We start from the raw sequence: 16,737 nt of genomic DNA, 5'->3' as shown, positions 1-16,737 counted from the left end.
AGCTTCAAGAGATTCTTTAGAAGAATATATTGTTTGAGCTTGTCTGCACTTTCAAAGCAATAAGATTAAGTAAAGGTTAATCCATTCCGTATGGCACCATGCCAACAATTAGCCAAGCAAAACCCCATGATATTCAAGACATTAAAGTTTTTTACAACCAGTGCGGTTATGGAGGTGGTCTGAGTAAGGAAGATCTGATACTTATTGCTCAATCAGAGGGAAAAATTGTAGGTGCAGTGCGTTTGTGTGCCGACACTGGGTTCTTCGTGCTTCGAGGGATGCAAGTTCTTGCTCCGTTTCAGGGTCAAGGTATTGGTACACAGCTGCTTCAGGCTTGTGCTAAGCAACTTGTCGATGGAGTTTGTTACTGTATTCCGTGGCAGCATCTGCGATCGTTCTATCAACAAGTAGGGTTTCAAGAAGTTTCACCAGTTGAAGTTCCAGTCCTATTGCGTGAGCGATTCGATAGCTACATTTCCAGGGGAATGAACGTCATTCTAATGTGCCGATTGCCAGCCCCATAACAAGTCTCTGTATCAGAATGTACAAATATAGTTGGCAGAAAAACTGGTTTTTTTGCTTCCATCTTGACTACTGTACCAAATCTCTAGAGTATCTTTTTACAAGAAGTCTACATACAAGTTTTTGCAACACAACTATTCGGTTGACATTTTTAACTACCGGATATACATTTGTTTTGATTTTACTTTTTCCCGTCTATGAACCAATACGGTTCAGTTAAGGATAATTGTAGGTTGGGTAGAGCGATAGCGTTACCCAAGGGTGCCGCGAAAATGTTGGGTTTCGTTCCTCAACCCAACCGTATTAGTCTATGAACAAAGTTTTATATGTAGTTAGGCACTGTCAAGCATCAGGACAACAGCCTGATGCTCCACTCACAAAGGAGGGTAAAGTACAAGCCAAGTTACTCGCCGACTTTTTTTCGAGAATTCAGATCGAACGCATTGTCTCTAGTCCTTTTGTCAGAGCGTATCAATCTATCACACCTCTTGCTGAAAACTTAGGTATTACCATTGACTTTGACGATCGACTAAGGGAACGAGTATTAAGTACGATAATGCTTCCCGATTGGCTTGAACAACTGCGCCAGACTTTTGACGATTTCGATTTGTGTTTGATGGGTGGTGAGTCAAGCCGTACCGCAATGCAACGAGCAGTTGCAGTAGTTGATGAAATTTTGCTACATGATGCTAAGGTCACGCTTATTGTCACCCATGGTAATTTAATGACCTTGCTATTAAAATATTTTAACGAGCAGATAGGTTTTGCTGAGTGGCAGAGTTTGACAAATCCAGACATATATAATGTTGTGATTGGCAAAGGTCATGTAGAAGTTAAGCGTATATGGCATGAATAGTAACTTGCTTCTAGTACTACAACGAGACTTTGACGAAGCTTTTTTATAGATAGACATTTTGAGTTACTCGATACACATTCATTTCGATCCCACGATATATGGTATCTCTCTTATATATCATTCCTAACTTCTTGAGAACTCTTACTGATTTCATATTCTCACGTTCAACAATACCAAGAATATATGGGAGTTTAAGTTGAGCGAATCCATATCGCAAAGCTGCTGTCACCGCTTCCGTTGCCAGACCTCTACCCCAAAACCTTGGATCGAGTCGATAGCCAATTTCTTTTTCTGCTTGATTATCAATTTCTTCAACTGCTATCCCACAATAGCCAATCAACTCATTGCTTTCTTTAAAGATAACAGCCCATTTACCAAAACCATATTTTGCATAGGAAGCAATGAAGTTTGCTATTTTTTCCTGTGTTTGCCAAGCTGAAAGAGTACCTGCTAGAGAAAATTTCATGACTTGTGGGTTGGCAAGTATCGGTGCGAGCTGCTGAAAGTCTTCTAGTTGAAATTCTTTGAGAATGAGGTGTTGTGTCTCTACTTTCATTGTTTTTGTTTGTCTGCTGGAACTGTGGGTTGGGCGTCTTTTGTTTCTACGACAGTACGGTTACCTGGAAAGCTAGGCAGTTCGGCATCAATATAAGCCCACGGCACTGCGCGATCGCTCCAAATTTGATATGTTGGTTTAACTAGTGTTGGATCGTCTAGACTTCCAGCTTTAATCCAAACAAACTCTGGCTTAGCAAAGGCTCTAGTAAATAAAGGCGAACCGCACTCCGGGCAAAATTCACGAGTGATTGTGTTGCCACTACCCGCAGTTTTTGTGTAGCTCTTGACGTGACCTGAGACAACACGGAGACTCAGTGCATCAACCTTAATCCCAATATTAAAAGCGCTACCTGTGGTTTTCCTGCAATCATGGATCTTCCGTACTTAACGTGCTAAAATATTAAAGTAACTATCTTGTATTTCAGTAAAATCAGTTATGAAAAGGGTTTTGAGTGAATTGTTAAATTTACCTGAAGTAGTAGTGGAATCCAGTCTACAAGAGGGGAAAACCTTAATTTTATCAGTAACTAAAAAGACTAAAAATGCAGTCTGCCCACAGTGCGGTAAAGAGTCGCGTCATTTACACCAAAACCAAAATTACTTAATAAAAGATTTGCCGATGGGAGATAAAGAAGTAATACTAAACATAAATAGACGAAGATTTAAATGTAAAAAATGTCGTAAAACGTTTAACGAAGAACTCGACTTTGTAGGAGTAAGAAGAAAATATACGCATCGTTATGCGGAAAGTGTTATTAAACAACTTATTAATAGCGATGTAAGTAATGTAGCCAAAAATAATGGATTAAGTGAAGAAGAAGTTTATTCGATGCTTGAAGATATAGTTAAAGATATTTTACCAATAAATGTTAGTAATTTGAAGAGGTTAGGAATAGATGAAATAAGTTTAGTTAAAGGTCAAGGTAAATTTATTGTGTGCTCTGAGTTGCAGATTCAGGAAAATTAATAGGATTAGTAAAAGAGAGAAAACAAATTGTCATAGAAAATGTGATAAAAATGTGGGGAGAAGAAGTTTTAGAACAAATAGAAGAAGTAAGTATGGATCTGACGACGCATTGTCCCCAGAAAAAGGGGGAACCTTCAAGCCCCTTTATTTATAGAGGGGTAGTGCAGGATATCCCAAATAAGGTTCCCCCTTTTTCTACGTGTAAGACCCCCGTGACCGGAAATTATAAAAATTTAGTTGAGAAGATATGCTCAAACGCCGTTATTACAGTGGATAGATTCCATCTTCGCAAATTAATACACGAAGAGTTAAACCAAGCCAGAATAGCAGAAAAAAAAGCAGCTTTGTCATTAAATATTGAATCAAGAGAAAAAGTATTTGATAGTTTAAAAGGTAATAAATATACAATTTTAAAAGCAGAAGATAACCTCACTGATCAACAAAAAATAAAATTAGATATAATTAGAGAAGCATCTCCTTTAATAGCAACAATGCATTCATTGAAAGAAGAATTCCGTAATTTATTTGATACGAGTGAAGACCCAGGAACAGGAATATTAGGGCTACTTGATTGGTTAGAAAAAGATGGACCATTATATCAAAAAAGTGTTAATACAATTAAACGATGGTTTGGAGAAGTAGCAGGATATTTTGATAACAAAACTACTAATGGTGTTGTAGAAGGAATTAATAATAAATTGAAACTAATAAAAAGAAGTGGATGTGGCTTTAAGGACTTCCGTAATTTTGAAATTAGAGCTTTACTTTCTTGGCACTATGATGTTAATTTAGCACGTTAAGTACGGAAGAGCCAAAATTCCTACTGCGATTGATATCCGTCCGCCGTACAACATCCTTGCTAGAATATCTTGACCCAGATCGTTAGTTCCAAATGGATGTTCCCAACTTGGAGGAAGGGAGGATTGAGCAAAGTCAATTTTGTTGATAGGTGTAGCGTACACAAGTGGACCAAAGAGGATGGTACACACTATTATCGACAGCACAACACTGCCAAATAGTGCTTGACGATTGCGACGAAATTTCTGCCAGATCTCTTGTATGAGGGTTTTTTGTCCAAAAGGAGTTATCTGCTCTACTGCGGGGTAGGCTGTAACTTCCGGTTCTTCTGAAGTCTGGTTTGGCGATCGCCTCAACATAAATTGTTTATATTCGTACTACTTTGTGTACTGAACTCGAGGATCTAATAAAGCATAAAGAATATCTGCAACCAGATTAAAAACAACAATTAAAATTGCATAGATAAAAGTAATCGACATTACGACTGGTGTATCATTACGATAGATCGATTCTATCAATAAAGCACCAATACCGGGAACACGAAAAACTTGTTCTGTGACCAAAGCCCCTATGAAAATATTAGGAATATCTAATGTCTTAATTCTCTCTTAATCCGAGGGCGGTTTAAGTGGGTTAGGTTGGTAAAATTCTTAACTTCTTGAAGAAATCGGGAATTTGACGAGGTTTCATTTCAATTGCGCGGATCGCCGATATCGTCAAGTACCTGGACATAATTTTCAATACAACTATACAATTTTACTATATCTAGTAGTCTATCAACTCACAATTGACGAGTGAAAAAAAACCGCAAAGACGCAAAGAGCGCAAAGTTAAGAGGAAAAGAAGAAGAATTTAAAGATTGCTCAACCCACCAAAGCGAGTGTGGCGGACTACTAGGTATACCTAATTATTTTGTTAACTGCTAAACCGCTTTTAGTTCTCTGGTATTGTCGATTGCATGGAAGGCCGTCCAGAGAATTCATCATACCAATGGGCAAGTTTTGGATATTTCTGCCGCCATTGCAGTTCGGGAAGACGGTTCTCCAGCCCAAGTGCAGAGCTGAGCGTTAAATGAGCTAGCTTAGGGCTTTGGTCGAGTTTATCCAATATTTTATTGAAATAGTCCAGACACCTCAACGCACGGAAATGTTCTAGCTCAATAATCCCAGGCGATTGCTCGCTAAGTGGACGTCTTCGCTCACGTACCCAAACAGCAATGCCATCTAGAAATCCGTTGGTTATGCCTTCAAGGTGCTGTAAAAAACTATTGGAAATATCAGCAACTAGTTTGATTTCATTATTGAAGTGATTTAGATAAACGCAAATAATGCGGGTTTCACTTAAGATAAATTTGTCGTCAGTTACTAGGGTTGGAACTTTACCTGTAGGATTGTAATTCAGAAGGACACTATTGGGATCGCGCACCGTAACTTTTTGCATATTAATCCGATTACTTAGATTCAGTTCCAGTGCAGCTACTCGCGCTATGCGTGCGTATGGAGAGTTCGGTGTGTAGAAAAGTCTCATGAAAAAGCACGATTATCCTGAAGGTAACGTTGAGATTATGTATCCAGTTTGGAGGGGTCTTTTCCTTCAAGGGGATTGGTCATTCATGACCAATCCCCTCTAGGTCAAATTATACAGAGAAACTGAGAGGCACTTGGTCTGTCCTTCTCAATCTTAGGCAGCAACTGATACGCGTTGGTTGTAAGCAGAAGAGTCTCCCTTGATTGCCTCACTTTGCTTACCATCGATACCGACTGGGCGATCGCCAATGATTGTCACTCGCTGAACGTGGCGGGGCTGGTCACCATAATCAGAAATGGCGTAATGTTGAGTAGCGCGATTGTCCCAGAATGCTACATCGCCAACTTGCCAACGCCAACGAACAGTATTTTCCGGACGAGTCACATACGCCTGTAAAAGTCGGAGAAGATCTGCCGATTCAGTTGATGATAAGCCACGGATTTGGCGAACAAAACCGCCAATGAACAGACCGCGTTCACCAGACTCAGGATGAACGCGTACAACTGGATGAAGTGTTTCGTATACAGTAGATGTGAAGACATCTCGGTACGCCTTAACCTCTTCAGAAAGGTCAATTGGGGTAACGGCATAGTCAAAAGCATTGCTATGTATAGCCCAGAGTTGGTCTGCAAGATTACGCAGATGGGCGGGTAAGTCCTGGTATGCAGTCACAGAGTTTGCCCAAATTGTATCTCCTCCGGCTGCAGGTATGACAATCGCTCGCAAAATAGAACCAAGTGGAGGGCGATCTACGAAGGTGACATCAGTGTGCCAGTTATTGGCACGGGTAACAGTTCGCCCATAATTTAGGTCTAAAACTTCTGGGTGTCCTGGAAATGATGGTACGGTGGGATGTGCTGTTGTCACTTCACCAAATCGGCGAGCGAAAGCAACTTGCCTGTTGGCGTCTAGCTGTTGGCGACGGAAGAAGATAACTTTATATTGAACAAGAGCCTGACGAATCTCGCTGATAATTTCCTTACTGAGGTCAGCACTCAAATCAACACCTACGATTTCAGCACCGATACGTCCTGCGACTGGTTGAACGTCAAAGTTTTGAAAACTCATATGTTGAATTTAGGGGGTAGGGGTTAGGGGTTAGGGGTTAGAGAGGGTTAATCAATTTTGCGATTATGTAGAAGCACCTACTGTTACTAGTTCTGGAGATACTGCAAGGGTAGTGAATTGGTTTACTGGACGGGGCAGACCGAGATTCTCACGTAGGGTTCGACCTTCGTACTCAGTCCGGAACAACCCTCGATGCTGCAATTCAGGAATGACTAAATCTACAAAATCATCTAAACCACCTGGTAGATAAGGTGGCATGATATTGAATCCATCAGCCCCACCATTGACAAACCAGTCTTCAAGCAGATCTGCGATTTGTTCTGGTGTTCCTACAGTCTGCCGATGTCCGCGTGCGCCAGCAATCCACAAATACAATTGCCGGATGGTTAAATTTTCTCTATGGGCAAGATCGGTCAGTAGTTTTTGACGGCTTTTACCACCATTAGTCTCTGGTAGTTCTGGAAGTGGTTCATCTATTGGATAGTTAGATAAATCAAATCCACCTATCATCACTCCAAGCAATCCCAATCCAACCGATGGATCGATTAATTGCTGAATTTGCTCGAATTTGTCCTTGGCTTCTTGCTCAGTTTTGCCAATTACTGGAAAAATTCCGGGCATAATCTTGAGACTGTCAAAAGAACGTCCATACTTTATTAATCGACTCTTGACATCTGTGTAAAATGCTTGAGCTTCTTCCAGTGTTTGTTGTGCAGTAAAAATCACTTCTGCTGTTTGTGCAGCTAGATTCTTACCATCCTCGGATGACCCTGCTTGAATGATGACTGGATACCCTTGGATTGGACGAGCCACATTGAGAGGTCCTCGTACTGAAAAATGCTCGCCCTGATGATCGGGAATGTGTAATTTATTAGGGTCGAAGTAAATACCTGATTCTTTGTCACGTAAGAAAGCGTCATCTTCCCAACTATCCCAGAGTTTAGTCACTATATCTACAAACTCTTTTGCACGCTCGTAACGTAGCGTATGCTCCATATGTCGATCGCGGCTGAAGTTTTTTGCTTCAACCTCTGTTGCAGAAGTCACAAGATTCCATCCAGCACGACCGCCACTTAAATAGTCTAAGGATGCAAATTTACGAGCTAGGTGGTAAGGCTCGTTGTAAGTGGTTGAGACTGTTGCGGTTAAGCCAATATGTTCTGTTACGGCTGATAATGCTGAGAGTAAGGTCAGAGGTTCAAAGTGAACAACTGCAGTTCGGCTGAGCGCCTCTTTACCTTGTCCCCGTTCCCTTACAGCTACACCATCAGCGAGGAAAACCATATCAAATTTGCCTCGTTCAGCTGTCTGAGCGAGTCGCTTGTAGTGCTGAAAGTTTAAACCTCCGTCAGCTTGTGCGTCAGGGTGTCGCCATGCTGCTACATGATGCCCGGAACCTGGTAAAAATGCACCTAATTTTAGTTGTTTTTTTGTGCTCATTTTTTAGATGAAACTCAAACTGTTAGATTTGCTAACTAATGATGGTGTTATTCTCCGATAAATCTGTTGATTTAGTCAAGTTTATTAAATATTTACCCCACTCTAATCCGAACCTTGGATTTGAGCTTATGTTTTACCCCACCCTAACCCTCCCCTTGTAAAGGGGAGGGAACCGGAAATTTAATTTCCCCCCTTTTCTTGTAAAGGGGAGGGAACCGGAAATCTAGTTTGCCCCCTTTCCAAGGGGGGATTAAGGGGGGTAATTTTGTCAATAAAGTGATGCTAAGACTTTATCAGCTGCTGCTCGAAATGCCGTAGCAGCACCCGCACTCATATCACGAGGAGCACAAATGCGATTTCTCACATAGGCAAGTGTAATAGCTCCGACGGCTGCTACAGTCGGATCGGTGGTATTTTCTTTCCCTCCTGTCCTTCCACCTAGTAAAGGTAAGTCTTTTCCATGAAGGAGATACTCTGCTAACAGTTTAAGATGCCACTCAACTGCTTCTTTCACTCCTGTAATATCTCCATCTGCTGCTAATGCTTGTACTCCAGAGTTTTTCACAATATCTGCGATCGCAACTTCCCGGTTATCACTCAGTCGTTCAGCAGCTTCTGCTCGATAATGAAGTGTTTCGCTGTCTGTTATATCTAGAGGCAATGGATTTCCAACTGGTTGCAAACCGAATCGGCGACGCAAAAGTAAATTGTTGGTTGTACTGTCCGATTTGACTCGGTGATAAGCAGGACGTTGTTTAATTGCCTCAAACCAAGCATTGAGTCGAGGGAAGCGTTCATTTCCCTTGATATGATATCCTCGGTATACTGGTAAATTAGCAGCCAATCGATCCAAATGTGGGCTGTACATAATATCTACCAAACTAAACGTTGAAACAAAATAAAGACCTGGATATCTTCCCAAGCTTTCTTCAAGTTCGTCTAATTTAGCTTCCAAGTCTGTTTGAAAATTGGCTAACTCAGCCGCATCCGAAGTTTGGTGTCTTAAAAATTTGTAAGCAGCACCCAAAAAACCACTTGTTTCAGCATTCTCTATTAACTGTCTCGCCACAGCATTTTCTTCTGGATCTTCAGGAAGCAGAGGCGGACTACTAAATCGCTCTTCCAAAGCTAAGAGAATATCTTTAGATTCATAAACTAATTTGCCTTCAATTTTTGCAGCCGGAACAAGTGTTGTGGGAACGAGATCGGTATACCACTTGGGCTTGTTACTCAAATCGATAAATTCTGTTTCAAAGGGGATTTCCTTTTCTTCTAAGGCAAACCAAACTCGTTCGCAAAAAGGACACCAAGAATTGGTATCGCGGTAAAGCAGTACTGGTGGTGTATCAGAATTTAGTTTGTGAAGACCACTGGGAATGGGAGATGTAGAAGGCGATTGTCCCGGTCTGCGTACCCGTCGAGCCGGAGTATTTTTTCGAGAAATTTCTAACAATCGATCCCAAGTGGATATTGTTTCTTGAACTGGCATTGTTCCCTTCTCCTATAAAAAAATTGTGAACGTGAACTGCATACACTAGGATGCATGAAAAACCTTTCCCCCACTCCCTACTCCCCACTCCCTACTCCCTATGGAGAATATTTGAAGAATTTAGCAGACTGTTCTCTTTGAGCAGATGGAGTCCTTCCTCGTCCCCATCCTAACTTTTTGCGGTAAGTTCCAAGTAATCCCGAATCTACTAAACATTCCTCGTCAACTGCAACAGATTCATCAGCTTGAGGAGCAACAAATAAAGCATCAACTGGGCAATACAATTCACAAATATAACAGGTTTGACAATCGCTTTTCCGAGCAATTGTAGGAGGAGCATTAGATACTTTGTCAAAGACGTTTGTTGGACAAACAGTTACACAAATATTACATTGAATGCAACGAGATTCACTGACTAATTCAATCATTATGGGATTTTGGATTTTAGATTTTGGATTTTGGATTAATTGGATTTTAGATTTTGGATTTTGTAAAAATAACATTCTCTACTCCCTACTCCCTACTCCCTATTCCCTTTTTTTCTGGTTTGACCCAAACGCTATCTAGTCCACCACTAAGCAAACGGTGTTTTTGTTTTGCATCGGTTTGGGAATAGTCTTCATGTTTGTGCATACCGCGAGATTCTTTTCGTTTTAGCGCAGTGGCATACATCCATCTCGCTGTTGCAACCATTGCAGCAGTTTCTCTCGCTTGGATTGTTTGCTGGTCTGATTTCACTGATGCATTGCGAATTTCATTCCACAACTCGTGCAGTCGCTTGAGGGATTCTGATAAACCTTGTTCTGTACGAAATAGATTGCGATCGTATGGAACAACTTCTGCTTGCACTGCACGAATTATATCTGTTGGCTCAAAAATATTGTTGCTAGGACGAAGTGTGGCTCCATCAATTCTCTGTAGCGATCGCTTGTTCGCTTGGCTCCCTATTTGACGGGCATAGAGAGCAGCGGCTTCACCTGCCCAATCACCAGAAGCACTTGCCCAGGCTGCATTAGGGCTACCACCGCCTGAAGCACCACCACAAATGAGTTCTCGTGTTGCAGCATCTCCAACAGCATAAAGACCGGGAACAGATGTGGCACACGTTTCATCAACAATTCGCAATCCACCTGTACCCCGCACGGTTCCCTCGAAACGTAATGTTATAGGAAATCTTTGGGTAAAGGGATCGATCCCAACTCGCTCAAAAGGTAAGAAGAAATTATGTTGAATCGTTCGCATCCAACTTTTTTCTTCTTCATTTGCTTTATCGATACAAGCATAAACGGGTTGGGTTAGTAATATACGGGCAATATCTCGGCGATCTTTTCCCTCAATGACAGTTCCATCTTCATAGGTAAAAGTAGCATAGCGATAATATGCACCTTTAGTAACGGAAGCAAAAGCAGGAGTTAGGGCGTAAGCATTAGAAAACTCCATGCCTGATAGTTGAGCGCCAACTTCAGCTGCCATAAGATACCCATCCCCTGTGAGGACATTGCATCCTAAGGCTTTGCTGAGGAAAGCGCATCCCCCAGTCGCAAGAATGACAGCTGCTGCTCGGATTGTCCAGTGCTCCCCTGTTTGCCGATTCATCCCTTTTGCCCCTGCTACAGCACCGTCTGCATCCACTAACAATTCCAATGCGGGGCTGTGGTCGAGGATTTTTACGCCTACCTTTTTCACTTGTTTTCGCATCAACCGCATATACTCCGCACCTTGATGCAGGGAAGAAAGATAGAGATCTCCGTTATCATCTCTAGAAAAAGGATAACCCCACTCTACCAACCGATTGAGATTAAGTCTCGCTCGATCTAAGACACGGTTCATCCAATCGCGATCGCTCAGAAATCCGCCGAGAGTTTCTCGTTTAGACAATTCTGCCTCGCGGTTGTCAGGATTTGAAATATACCAAACTGTTGTACCAGCTGCTGCCGTAGCTCCACTAGTCCCACAGTAACCCTTATCTGCAAGAATAACTTTCGCTCCTTGAGTTGCAGCACTCCATGCTGCCCAAGTGCCTGCTGGTCCACCTCCAATAACGAGGACGTCTGCCTCCAAATCTGAATGCGAACCGATGGTAGATGCTAGCTTTGAATTATAAGCACTCACGGTTGCTGGTTCTCCTAATTTGTTAAATGACCGCTAGGAATAAACAACCTCTACATTTACATATATTACTATAATCCGATTAATTTACCGTATTTAATTGATAGATTCAAGCTGCACAGCTAAAAAAGAAAAGCAAAACTTTGTAAACTCACTTCGATCCACTCAAAAATTATACATATTTTCTTGCTTTTCATACGTAAGTATGAGAGACTTTCACTGAGGCATTAAAATACGGTTAAACTATAAGCTAACAGTAGTTAGTATTATAAAAATGAAGTTTGGATAGATGCCTGTCCAGCTTATATATATGTAACTAGCTTTTTTGTCGCTTGAGTGAGCCGTTTTCTCAAGGCATGGAAAATAGTTTGCAATTAATGATTAGCACTGCTGAATGTCACTTTGTAAATCAGGAGCCATAGAAAAATGCAATCAGACCCCGATTCTTATCAGGATTCTTCCAAAGACACACAAGCACAAAGGAAAATGACAAATCCTAAAACAGTGACTGCCAAAAGAAGTCGTATGTCCTTATGCATAAGTAACTTTGGTAGACGCTCATTTCTTGGTCGTGCTGGTGTAGTGACGGCTGTAGCCACTAGTGTTGCTACGGCGATGATGTCTCCTGTACGTTCTTCCACGAAGAGAGGAGACATTGCCTATGCACAAAATACTGGGGAGCGCAATGGAGGAAGTCAAATTTTACAAGAAGTCCTATCAGCTAACCAAACTTACGTTAAAAACTTTGGTGATAAAAGTAACCTTCCCTTGCCTCCTGGTCGTAGATTTGCTATTCTCACCTGTATGGACGCTCGACTCGACCCTGCCAAATATGCTGGACTATCTGAAGGAGATGCCCACGTAATTCGTAATGCAGGCGGACGTGCTAGTGATGATGCTATTCGCTCTTTAGTAATCTCTTACAAGCTACTTGGCACTAAGGAGTGGTTTGTTATTCACCATACTAATTGTGGTATGGAATTTTTTACAGACCAAGTTATACGTAAGTTGTTATCTAATAGTCTTACAACTGCAGTTCTGGATGAGAATGGCTTTCGTGATGTTGGACAGAGACCGGGATCGACGGAGGGAGAATTCATTAACTGGTTAACTATTAACGACCAGGTAACAAGCGTTGCTATAGATGTCAGAAGGATTCGATTTCACCCATTAGTACCCCGCGATATCCCTATCTATGGCTATCTCTACGATGTCAAAACTGGGGAGTTAATTGAAATTCCTGAAGCTACAGAAATTGGTCGAGCAGCCTAACATCGATAAAGTACCTTAACGATCTAACTCCACTCTGCGAAACTTGAAAATAGGGAGTAGGGAGTGGGGAGTAGGGAATAGGAAATAAGGATTTTCCTAAGTGGGGATGAAATTTTTTTATTGCGACTGCTTTTGAGAAAAAGCAGTGTACAATCCTTCAAACAAAGCAACTCCTTTAGTAATTAAGTTCATTCTTGGCATCTATACAGAACTACTCCCTTCTCGCTACAAGATTACCGATTTTCTTCTCTTCTTTCTTTGTGTCCTTTGCGTCTTTGCGGTTCATTTAAATAGGTAATCTTCGGGCGGAACAGGAGTAAGAAGTATTCTGCTAACTACTTGCATTTTGCATTGAATTGTGGAAAAATCTTTTATAAGACAAAAATACGGTAAATCAGTCGATTTTACAAAATTTTAAAATAAGAAACTCTAATTTATGGTAATAGAGGTGAAAAAGGCAGAAAATTGATAGCTGATAATCTCAAAATTTCCCAAGGAAGTAAGAACTTTTTAGGAATTTAATCTTAGCTCGATCCATTTTCTGGAAATGCGATCGCAAAGGTTAAAATCCTGATAGTATTCCTAATTTAAACTTTTTAAATCTCCGCAAAATTAGCGCTGATTAAAAAGTTTTTGTCCCAGAATTAGAATTTTTGCCAAATAACAAAGTTGACGCTACTTAATTGGATCAAGTCAAGCTAAAAAGTTATGAAAAGACTATTCTTTCCACAACGCCGTGCTGTATTAAAACAAGTTATACAATATTCAGTGTTAGGAATTTTTACACTATCAACATCTTTCTTTGGTAGTCAAATTCAAACCACCCAAGCACAAACAAAACCTGGAACGTTTCAATCAAAAATCATTAACTTGGCATATCAAACTTCTGGGGATATAGTCAAAGCCAGAAAAGTTGTAGAACCACGTTTCAAAGCATTAGGTGTAACGGTGAATTGGGTGGGGCCATTCCCTGCGGGACCACAACTGATAGAAGCGATGAATGCAGGTAAAGTTGATATTGGTAGTGTAGGAGAGTGGCTATAGGACTTAGTTCGATTGGATGCGTGAATTTTAAATTTTGAATTTAATTAACCAACTCAAAACTTAGCTAAAACCAAAAGAAGCCTCTCACTCAGTCCGCAAGGACGAGTGATGAGATGAATTTTGGGGCAATCAGGTTGCGTCTCCCGACCTATGTTCATCGTAGATGGACGCGGGAGTGGAGACAGCAACCTGATTGCCAATTTCTGTATTGGGGAGACGGTCAATCCAGTCCTCAACCATGGAAGTGATTGTTTTATCCTTACTTGCTGCATATAATCTCAGCTTATTTAATCTCCCTTGTTGATATTCTTAAGTTTAATCTTGATTCTTTCATAACGGGTAGTCAACGTCTTCCCCGCAATGTTAACTTGAACGAAGGAAGAAGAAAGAAGAAAGAAGGAAGAAGTTTTGTTTTGAGATGGGGATTCAGACTCAAGATAAGAACGGGCAACCCTAAGGGGATGGGGTTTTAAACCCCTATAGAAAGAAGTTTGTTCGCGAAGCGTGCCGTCTTCGGCATAGAAATTCCAACTTCGGTCCTTCCTTCAAACTTCTTCCTTCGGATAAAAGGGTGATGGTAAAGCTTAAATTGCTAACCACATACTGCACCTTGACAACTGAAGATAGGGGGTTTTACCGGGAAGTGCGGTCTTAATACGCTATATGCTGACTACAGCCTCCGGTATGTAAAATCTTCAAGGAATGTAGGTAATCTTGTTTGCTTGTCATTCAAGGGTCGGGCAGGATACGTACCTGACCTTAAACAGCCGTACCGGGAAACAGTTGGAGTACTGGGAAGGAAGTTCTGGAAAGATAAAATCTGCCAGAAGCCTACACTTACTGCGCGGCAGTTGTGTAGGAGTATCACTGAGTGCATACTTTATGCCGGATTTTTACATGATTCCTTTGCAACAGTGCCGCTTTCAGCACAGCAGCTTGTTAATTACAATTTTTTGTATCAGCTTCATAGCATCTGGTTGTACCCAAACTGCTGTGAATGGTGCCGATCAATCTGCAAATTCTTCTACCAAACCAGTTAGCAGTCAAACTCAAGAAAAAAATAACGTGATTCGGTTGGGTTATCAAAAAGGAGGGATTATCCCGATCGCACGTCAGCGTGGAGAATTAGAACGCGAGCTAGTGGCTCAAAATATCAAAGTCGAATGGAGTGGCCCATTTGACCGTTGTGCTACACTTCTTCAAGCTCTCAATGGTAACCGTGCTGATATTGGTGGATGTGGTGATATCCCTTCCATCTCTGGAATTGCTGCTCAACAGCCGCTTTGCATTGGCTCTATACAGCGCCCTAAACTAGATGCTTTAAGCAATGCCATCCTAGTCCGTGGAAATTCACCTATCCGTAAACCTGCTGATTTGATTGGTAAAAAAGTAGCAGTCAATCAAGGAGGTGCAGGTGAGTATTTGTTATTAAAAGTTTTGGAAAAAGAGAACATCCCTAAAGAAAAAGTCCAGCGCGTCTACTTGTCACCCAATGACGCTGCACCCGCTCTTTACCAAAGCTCTGTTGATGCTTGGGCAGTCTGGGAACCCTATGTTTCCATTGCTGAACTAGAGCATGGTGCAAGAAGAATTACTACAACCCATCCAGCCCCTACCTACGGCATTATGGTTGTGCGGAGTGGATCTGTTACTGAAAATCCAACTGCTGTAAAAGCTGCTCTGACTGCTTTAAGTAAAGATGGTGAGTGGCTAAATCAAAATACTGCAGCTGCAGCTGATTTTATGGTCAAGGAACTTAAAGTCTCTAATGCTGTAGCTAAGCAAGCAACCAAGAATCGAGGTCTAGAGTCATACACTTTTCCCACTGCGGAAGATATTGCTAATCTTCAAAAAACTGCTGACTGGTTATTAGAGCAAAAGATTATTCCCCAACGAGTCGATATTACTGCTGCTGTATGTCCGCTTGGTGGTTAACGACTAATCAAATTTCTAGGAGTAAAATTTATGCCAGTTGAATTCATTGGAATGATTGGGACACGTCCTGCTTCAGAGTTACAAAATCCCACTGTCACCCTCACTGGTGGGACTGTCAATCCAGACTATGTTCGTAAGTTTGCAAAAATTCACGAAGACGGAGGTTTTGATAGAGTTTTAGTAGGCTATAGTTCATCTGGACCTGACGGTTTTAGTGTGGTCAGTTATGCTGCTTCAGTTACGGATAAACTGGAGTTTTTGCTAGCTCATCGACCTGGTTTCGTAGCTCCCACACTAGCAGCACGCAAACTGGCAACCCTTGACCACTTTACCAATGGTCGAATTGCTGTCCATATTATTACAGGTGGTAGCGATGATGAACAGCAAAAGGATGGAGATTGGCTAGACCACGATACGCGCTATTACCGTACAGATGAATATTTGGAAATTGTGCGACGGATTTGGATGAGTGATTCACCCTTCGATTATAAAGGTGAGTTTTACGACCTGAAGAACGCTTTTTCTGAGGTAAAACCGCTACAGAAACCCCACATACCAATATATTTTGGTGGTGCTTCTGGTGCAGCTGTTGGTATTGGAGCAAAGCACAGTAATGTCTACGCTTTTTGGGGAGAACCTCTAGCTGCAATCAAACAACGAATAGCGGAAGTGAAAGCCTCAGCACCAATAGGAAAGCCTTTGCGATTTAGTGTTTCTTTACGTCCTATCTTGGGTGAAACAGAGGAAAAAGCATGGGAAAAGGCACGTTATATTCTGTCACGAATTAAACAAACCCGTGCAGATGCAGGGTTGAAATTGCCCGTTGGTGCTTCAGCAAGACCTCAATCTGTTGGTTCGCGGCGGTTACTAGAATTTGCCCAAGAAAGTGAAATTCACGATAAGCGTTTATGGACTCCCATTGCAGCAGCTACAGGTGCTTATGGCAATACGACTGCTCTCGTCGGGACACCAGAACAGGTGGCAGAATCACTATTTGATTACTATCAAGCAGGGGTAACAACTTTATTAATTCGCGGTTTTGACCCGGTAGAAGATGCCATCGCATATGGTCGTGATGTCATCCCCTTGGTACGAGGGTTAGTCCAGCGTCTCGATCGACAAACAGTAACTGTTTCTTAGTTTGATATTTTC

The 16,737-nt window shown here is 41.6% G+C and carries 15 protein-coding genes and 3 pseudogenes; 8 read left to right on the top strand and 10 right to left on the bottom strand.

All coding sequences use genetic code 11. The features are described from left to right. Window positions 1–98: 98 nt before the first annotated feature. Together WA1_RS33520 and WA1_RS33515 are read left to right on the top strand one after the other, a co-directional pair. Window positions 99–524: a GNAT family N-acetyltransferase gene (locus tag WA1_RS33520; protein ID WP_017743678.1), complete on the top strand. Its 426-nt coding sequence runs from the start codon at window positions 99–101 to the stop codon at window positions 522–524. A gap of 308 nt (window positions 525–832) precedes the next feature. Further along, window positions 833–1,378: a histidine phosphatase family protein gene (locus WA1_RS33515; protein WP_017743679.1), complete on the top strand. Its 546-nt coding sequence runs from the start codon at window positions 833–835 to the stop codon at window positions 1,376–1,378. 43 nt (window positions 1,379–1,421) lie between these two features. Here the strand turns inward: WA1_RS33515 and WA1_RS33510 are convergent, their stop codons facing one another. Together WA1_RS33510 and WA1_RS61895 are read right to left on the bottom strand one after the other, a co-directional pair. After that, window positions 1,422–1,934: a GNAT family N-acetyltransferase gene (locus WA1_RS33510; protein WP_017743680.1), complete on the bottom strand. Its 513-nt coding sequence runs from the start codon at window positions 1,932–1,934 to the stop codon at window positions 1,422–1,424. A gap of 125 nt (window positions 1,935–2,059) precedes the next feature. Continuing rightward, a pseudogene (locus tag WA1_RS61895) lies at window positions 2,060–2,311 on the bottom strand (GFA family protein); the annotation flags it as partial. A gap of 61 nt (window positions 2,312–2,372) precedes the next feature. On the opposite strand from WA1_RS61895, the pseudogene WA1_RS33505 reads away from it, so the two are divergent. Further along, a pseudogene (locus tag WA1_RS33505) lies at window positions 2,373–3,004 on the top strand (transposase family protein); the annotation flags it as partial. A 114-nt stretch (window positions 3,005–3,118) separates the two neighbouring features. Beyond that, window positions 3,119–3,703 (top strand): annotated as a pseudogene (locus WA1_RS33500) (ISL3 family transposase); the annotation flags it as partial. On the opposite strand, the gene WA1_RS33495 reads toward WA1_RS33500, so the two are convergent. The 8 genes from WA1_RS33495 to WA1_RS33460 form a co-directional block, all read right to left on the bottom strand. Beyond that, the gene (locus tag WA1_RS33495; RefSeq protein WP_017743682.1) at window positions 3,692–4,060 is read right to left on the bottom strand and encodes a hypothetical protein; all 369 of its coding nucleotides are present in this window, start codon (window positions 4,058–4,060) and stop codon (window positions 3,692–3,694) included. The pseudogene WA1_RS33500 and the gene WA1_RS33495 overlap by 12 nt on opposite strands. A gap of 18 nt (window positions 4,061–4,078) precedes the next feature. Then, the gene (locus tag WA1_RS33490) at window positions 4,079–4,288 is read right to left on the bottom strand and encodes an ABC transporter permease subunit (RefSeq protein WP_272819455.1); all 210 of its coding nucleotides are present in this window, start codon (window positions 4,286–4,288) and stop codon (window positions 4,079–4,081) included. Between the two features lie 346 nt (window positions 4,289–4,634). Beyond that, on the bottom strand, window positions 4,635–5,228 hold the full coding sequence (locus tag WA1_RS33485) for a glutathione S-transferase family protein (RefSeq protein ID WP_017743684.1): 594 nt from the start codon (window positions 5,226–5,228) through the stop codon (window positions 4,635–4,637). Window positions 5,229–5,381: 153 nt separating this feature from the next. Beyond that, on the bottom strand, window positions 5,382–6,296 hold the full coding sequence (locus WA1_RS33480) for a TauD/TfdA dioxygenase family protein (protein ID WP_017743686.1): 915 nt from the start codon (window positions 6,294–6,296) through the stop codon (window positions 5,382–5,384). Window positions 6,297–6,359: 63 nt separating this feature from the next. Then, a complete protein-coding gene (locus tag WA1_RS33475) occupies window positions 6,360–7,736 on the bottom strand; it encodes an LLM class flavin-dependent oxidoreductase (protein ID WP_017743687.1) in 1,377 nt (458 codons plus the stop codon). Window positions 7,737–8,004: 268 nt separating this feature from the next. After that, a complete protein-coding gene (locus WA1_RS33470) occupies window positions 8,005–9,225 on the bottom strand; it encodes a glutathione S-transferase family protein (protein WP_017743688.1) in 1,221 nt (406 codons plus the stop codon). A gap of 98 nt (window positions 9,226–9,323) precedes the next feature. Further along, window positions 9,324–9,653: a 4Fe-4S dicluster domain-containing protein gene (locus WA1_RS33465; RefSeq protein ID WP_026134681.1), complete on the bottom strand. Its 330-nt coding sequence runs from the start codon at window positions 9,651–9,653 to the stop codon at window positions 9,324–9,326. 85 nt (window positions 9,654–9,738) lie between these two features. Then, entirely contained in the window at window positions 9,739–11,337 is a 1,599-nt protein-coding gene (locus tag WA1_RS33460; RefSeq protein ID WP_017743690.1) for an FAD-dependent oxidoreductase, read from the bottom strand. Window positions 11,338–11,760: 423 nt separating this feature from the next. Here WA1_RS33460 and WA1_RS33455 point away from each other — a divergent pair, with 423 nt between their 5' ends. The 4 genes from WA1_RS33455 to WA1_RS33440 all read left to right on the top strand — a co-directional run bounded on the left by WA1_RS33455 (window position 11,761) and on the right by WA1_RS33440 (window position 16,725). Further along, entirely contained in the window at window positions 11,761–12,606 is an 846-nt protein-coding gene (locus tag WA1_RS33455) for a carbonic anhydrase (RefSeq protein ID WP_017743691.1), read from the top strand. A 708-nt stretch (window positions 12,607–13,314) separates the two neighbouring features. Beyond that, complete coding sequence (locus WA1_RS33450) at window positions 13,315–13,650, top strand: type 2 periplasmic-binding domain-containing protein (protein ID WP_017743692.1); 336 nt, start codon at window positions 13,315–13,317, stop codon at window positions 13,648–13,650. 882 nt (window positions 13,651–14,532) lie between these two features. Beyond that, the gene (locus WA1_RS33445; RefSeq protein ID WP_272819288.1) at window positions 14,533–15,585 is read left to right on the top strand and encodes an aliphatic sulfonate ABC transporter substrate-binding protein; all 1,053 of its coding nucleotides are present in this window, start codon (window positions 14,533–14,535) and stop codon (window positions 15,583–15,585) included. Between the two features lie 30 nt (window positions 15,586–15,615). Further along, entirely contained in the window at window positions 15,616–16,725 is a 1,110-nt protein-coding gene (locus tag WA1_RS33440) for an LLM class flavin-dependent oxidoreductase (RefSeq protein WP_017743694.1), read from the top strand. The last annotated feature ends 12 nt before the right edge of the window (window positions 16,726–16,737 follow it).

The sequence above is a fragment of the Scytonema hofmannii PCC 7110 genome, from assembly GCF_000346485.2.
Taxonomy (GTDB): domain Bacteria; phylum Cyanobacteriota; class Cyanobacteriia; order Cyanobacteriales; family Nostocaceae; genus Scytonema; species Scytonema hofmannii.
The sequence above is the reverse complement of the archived record's forward strand: the minus strand, read 5'-3'. Positions and strand labels throughout refer to the sequence as shown.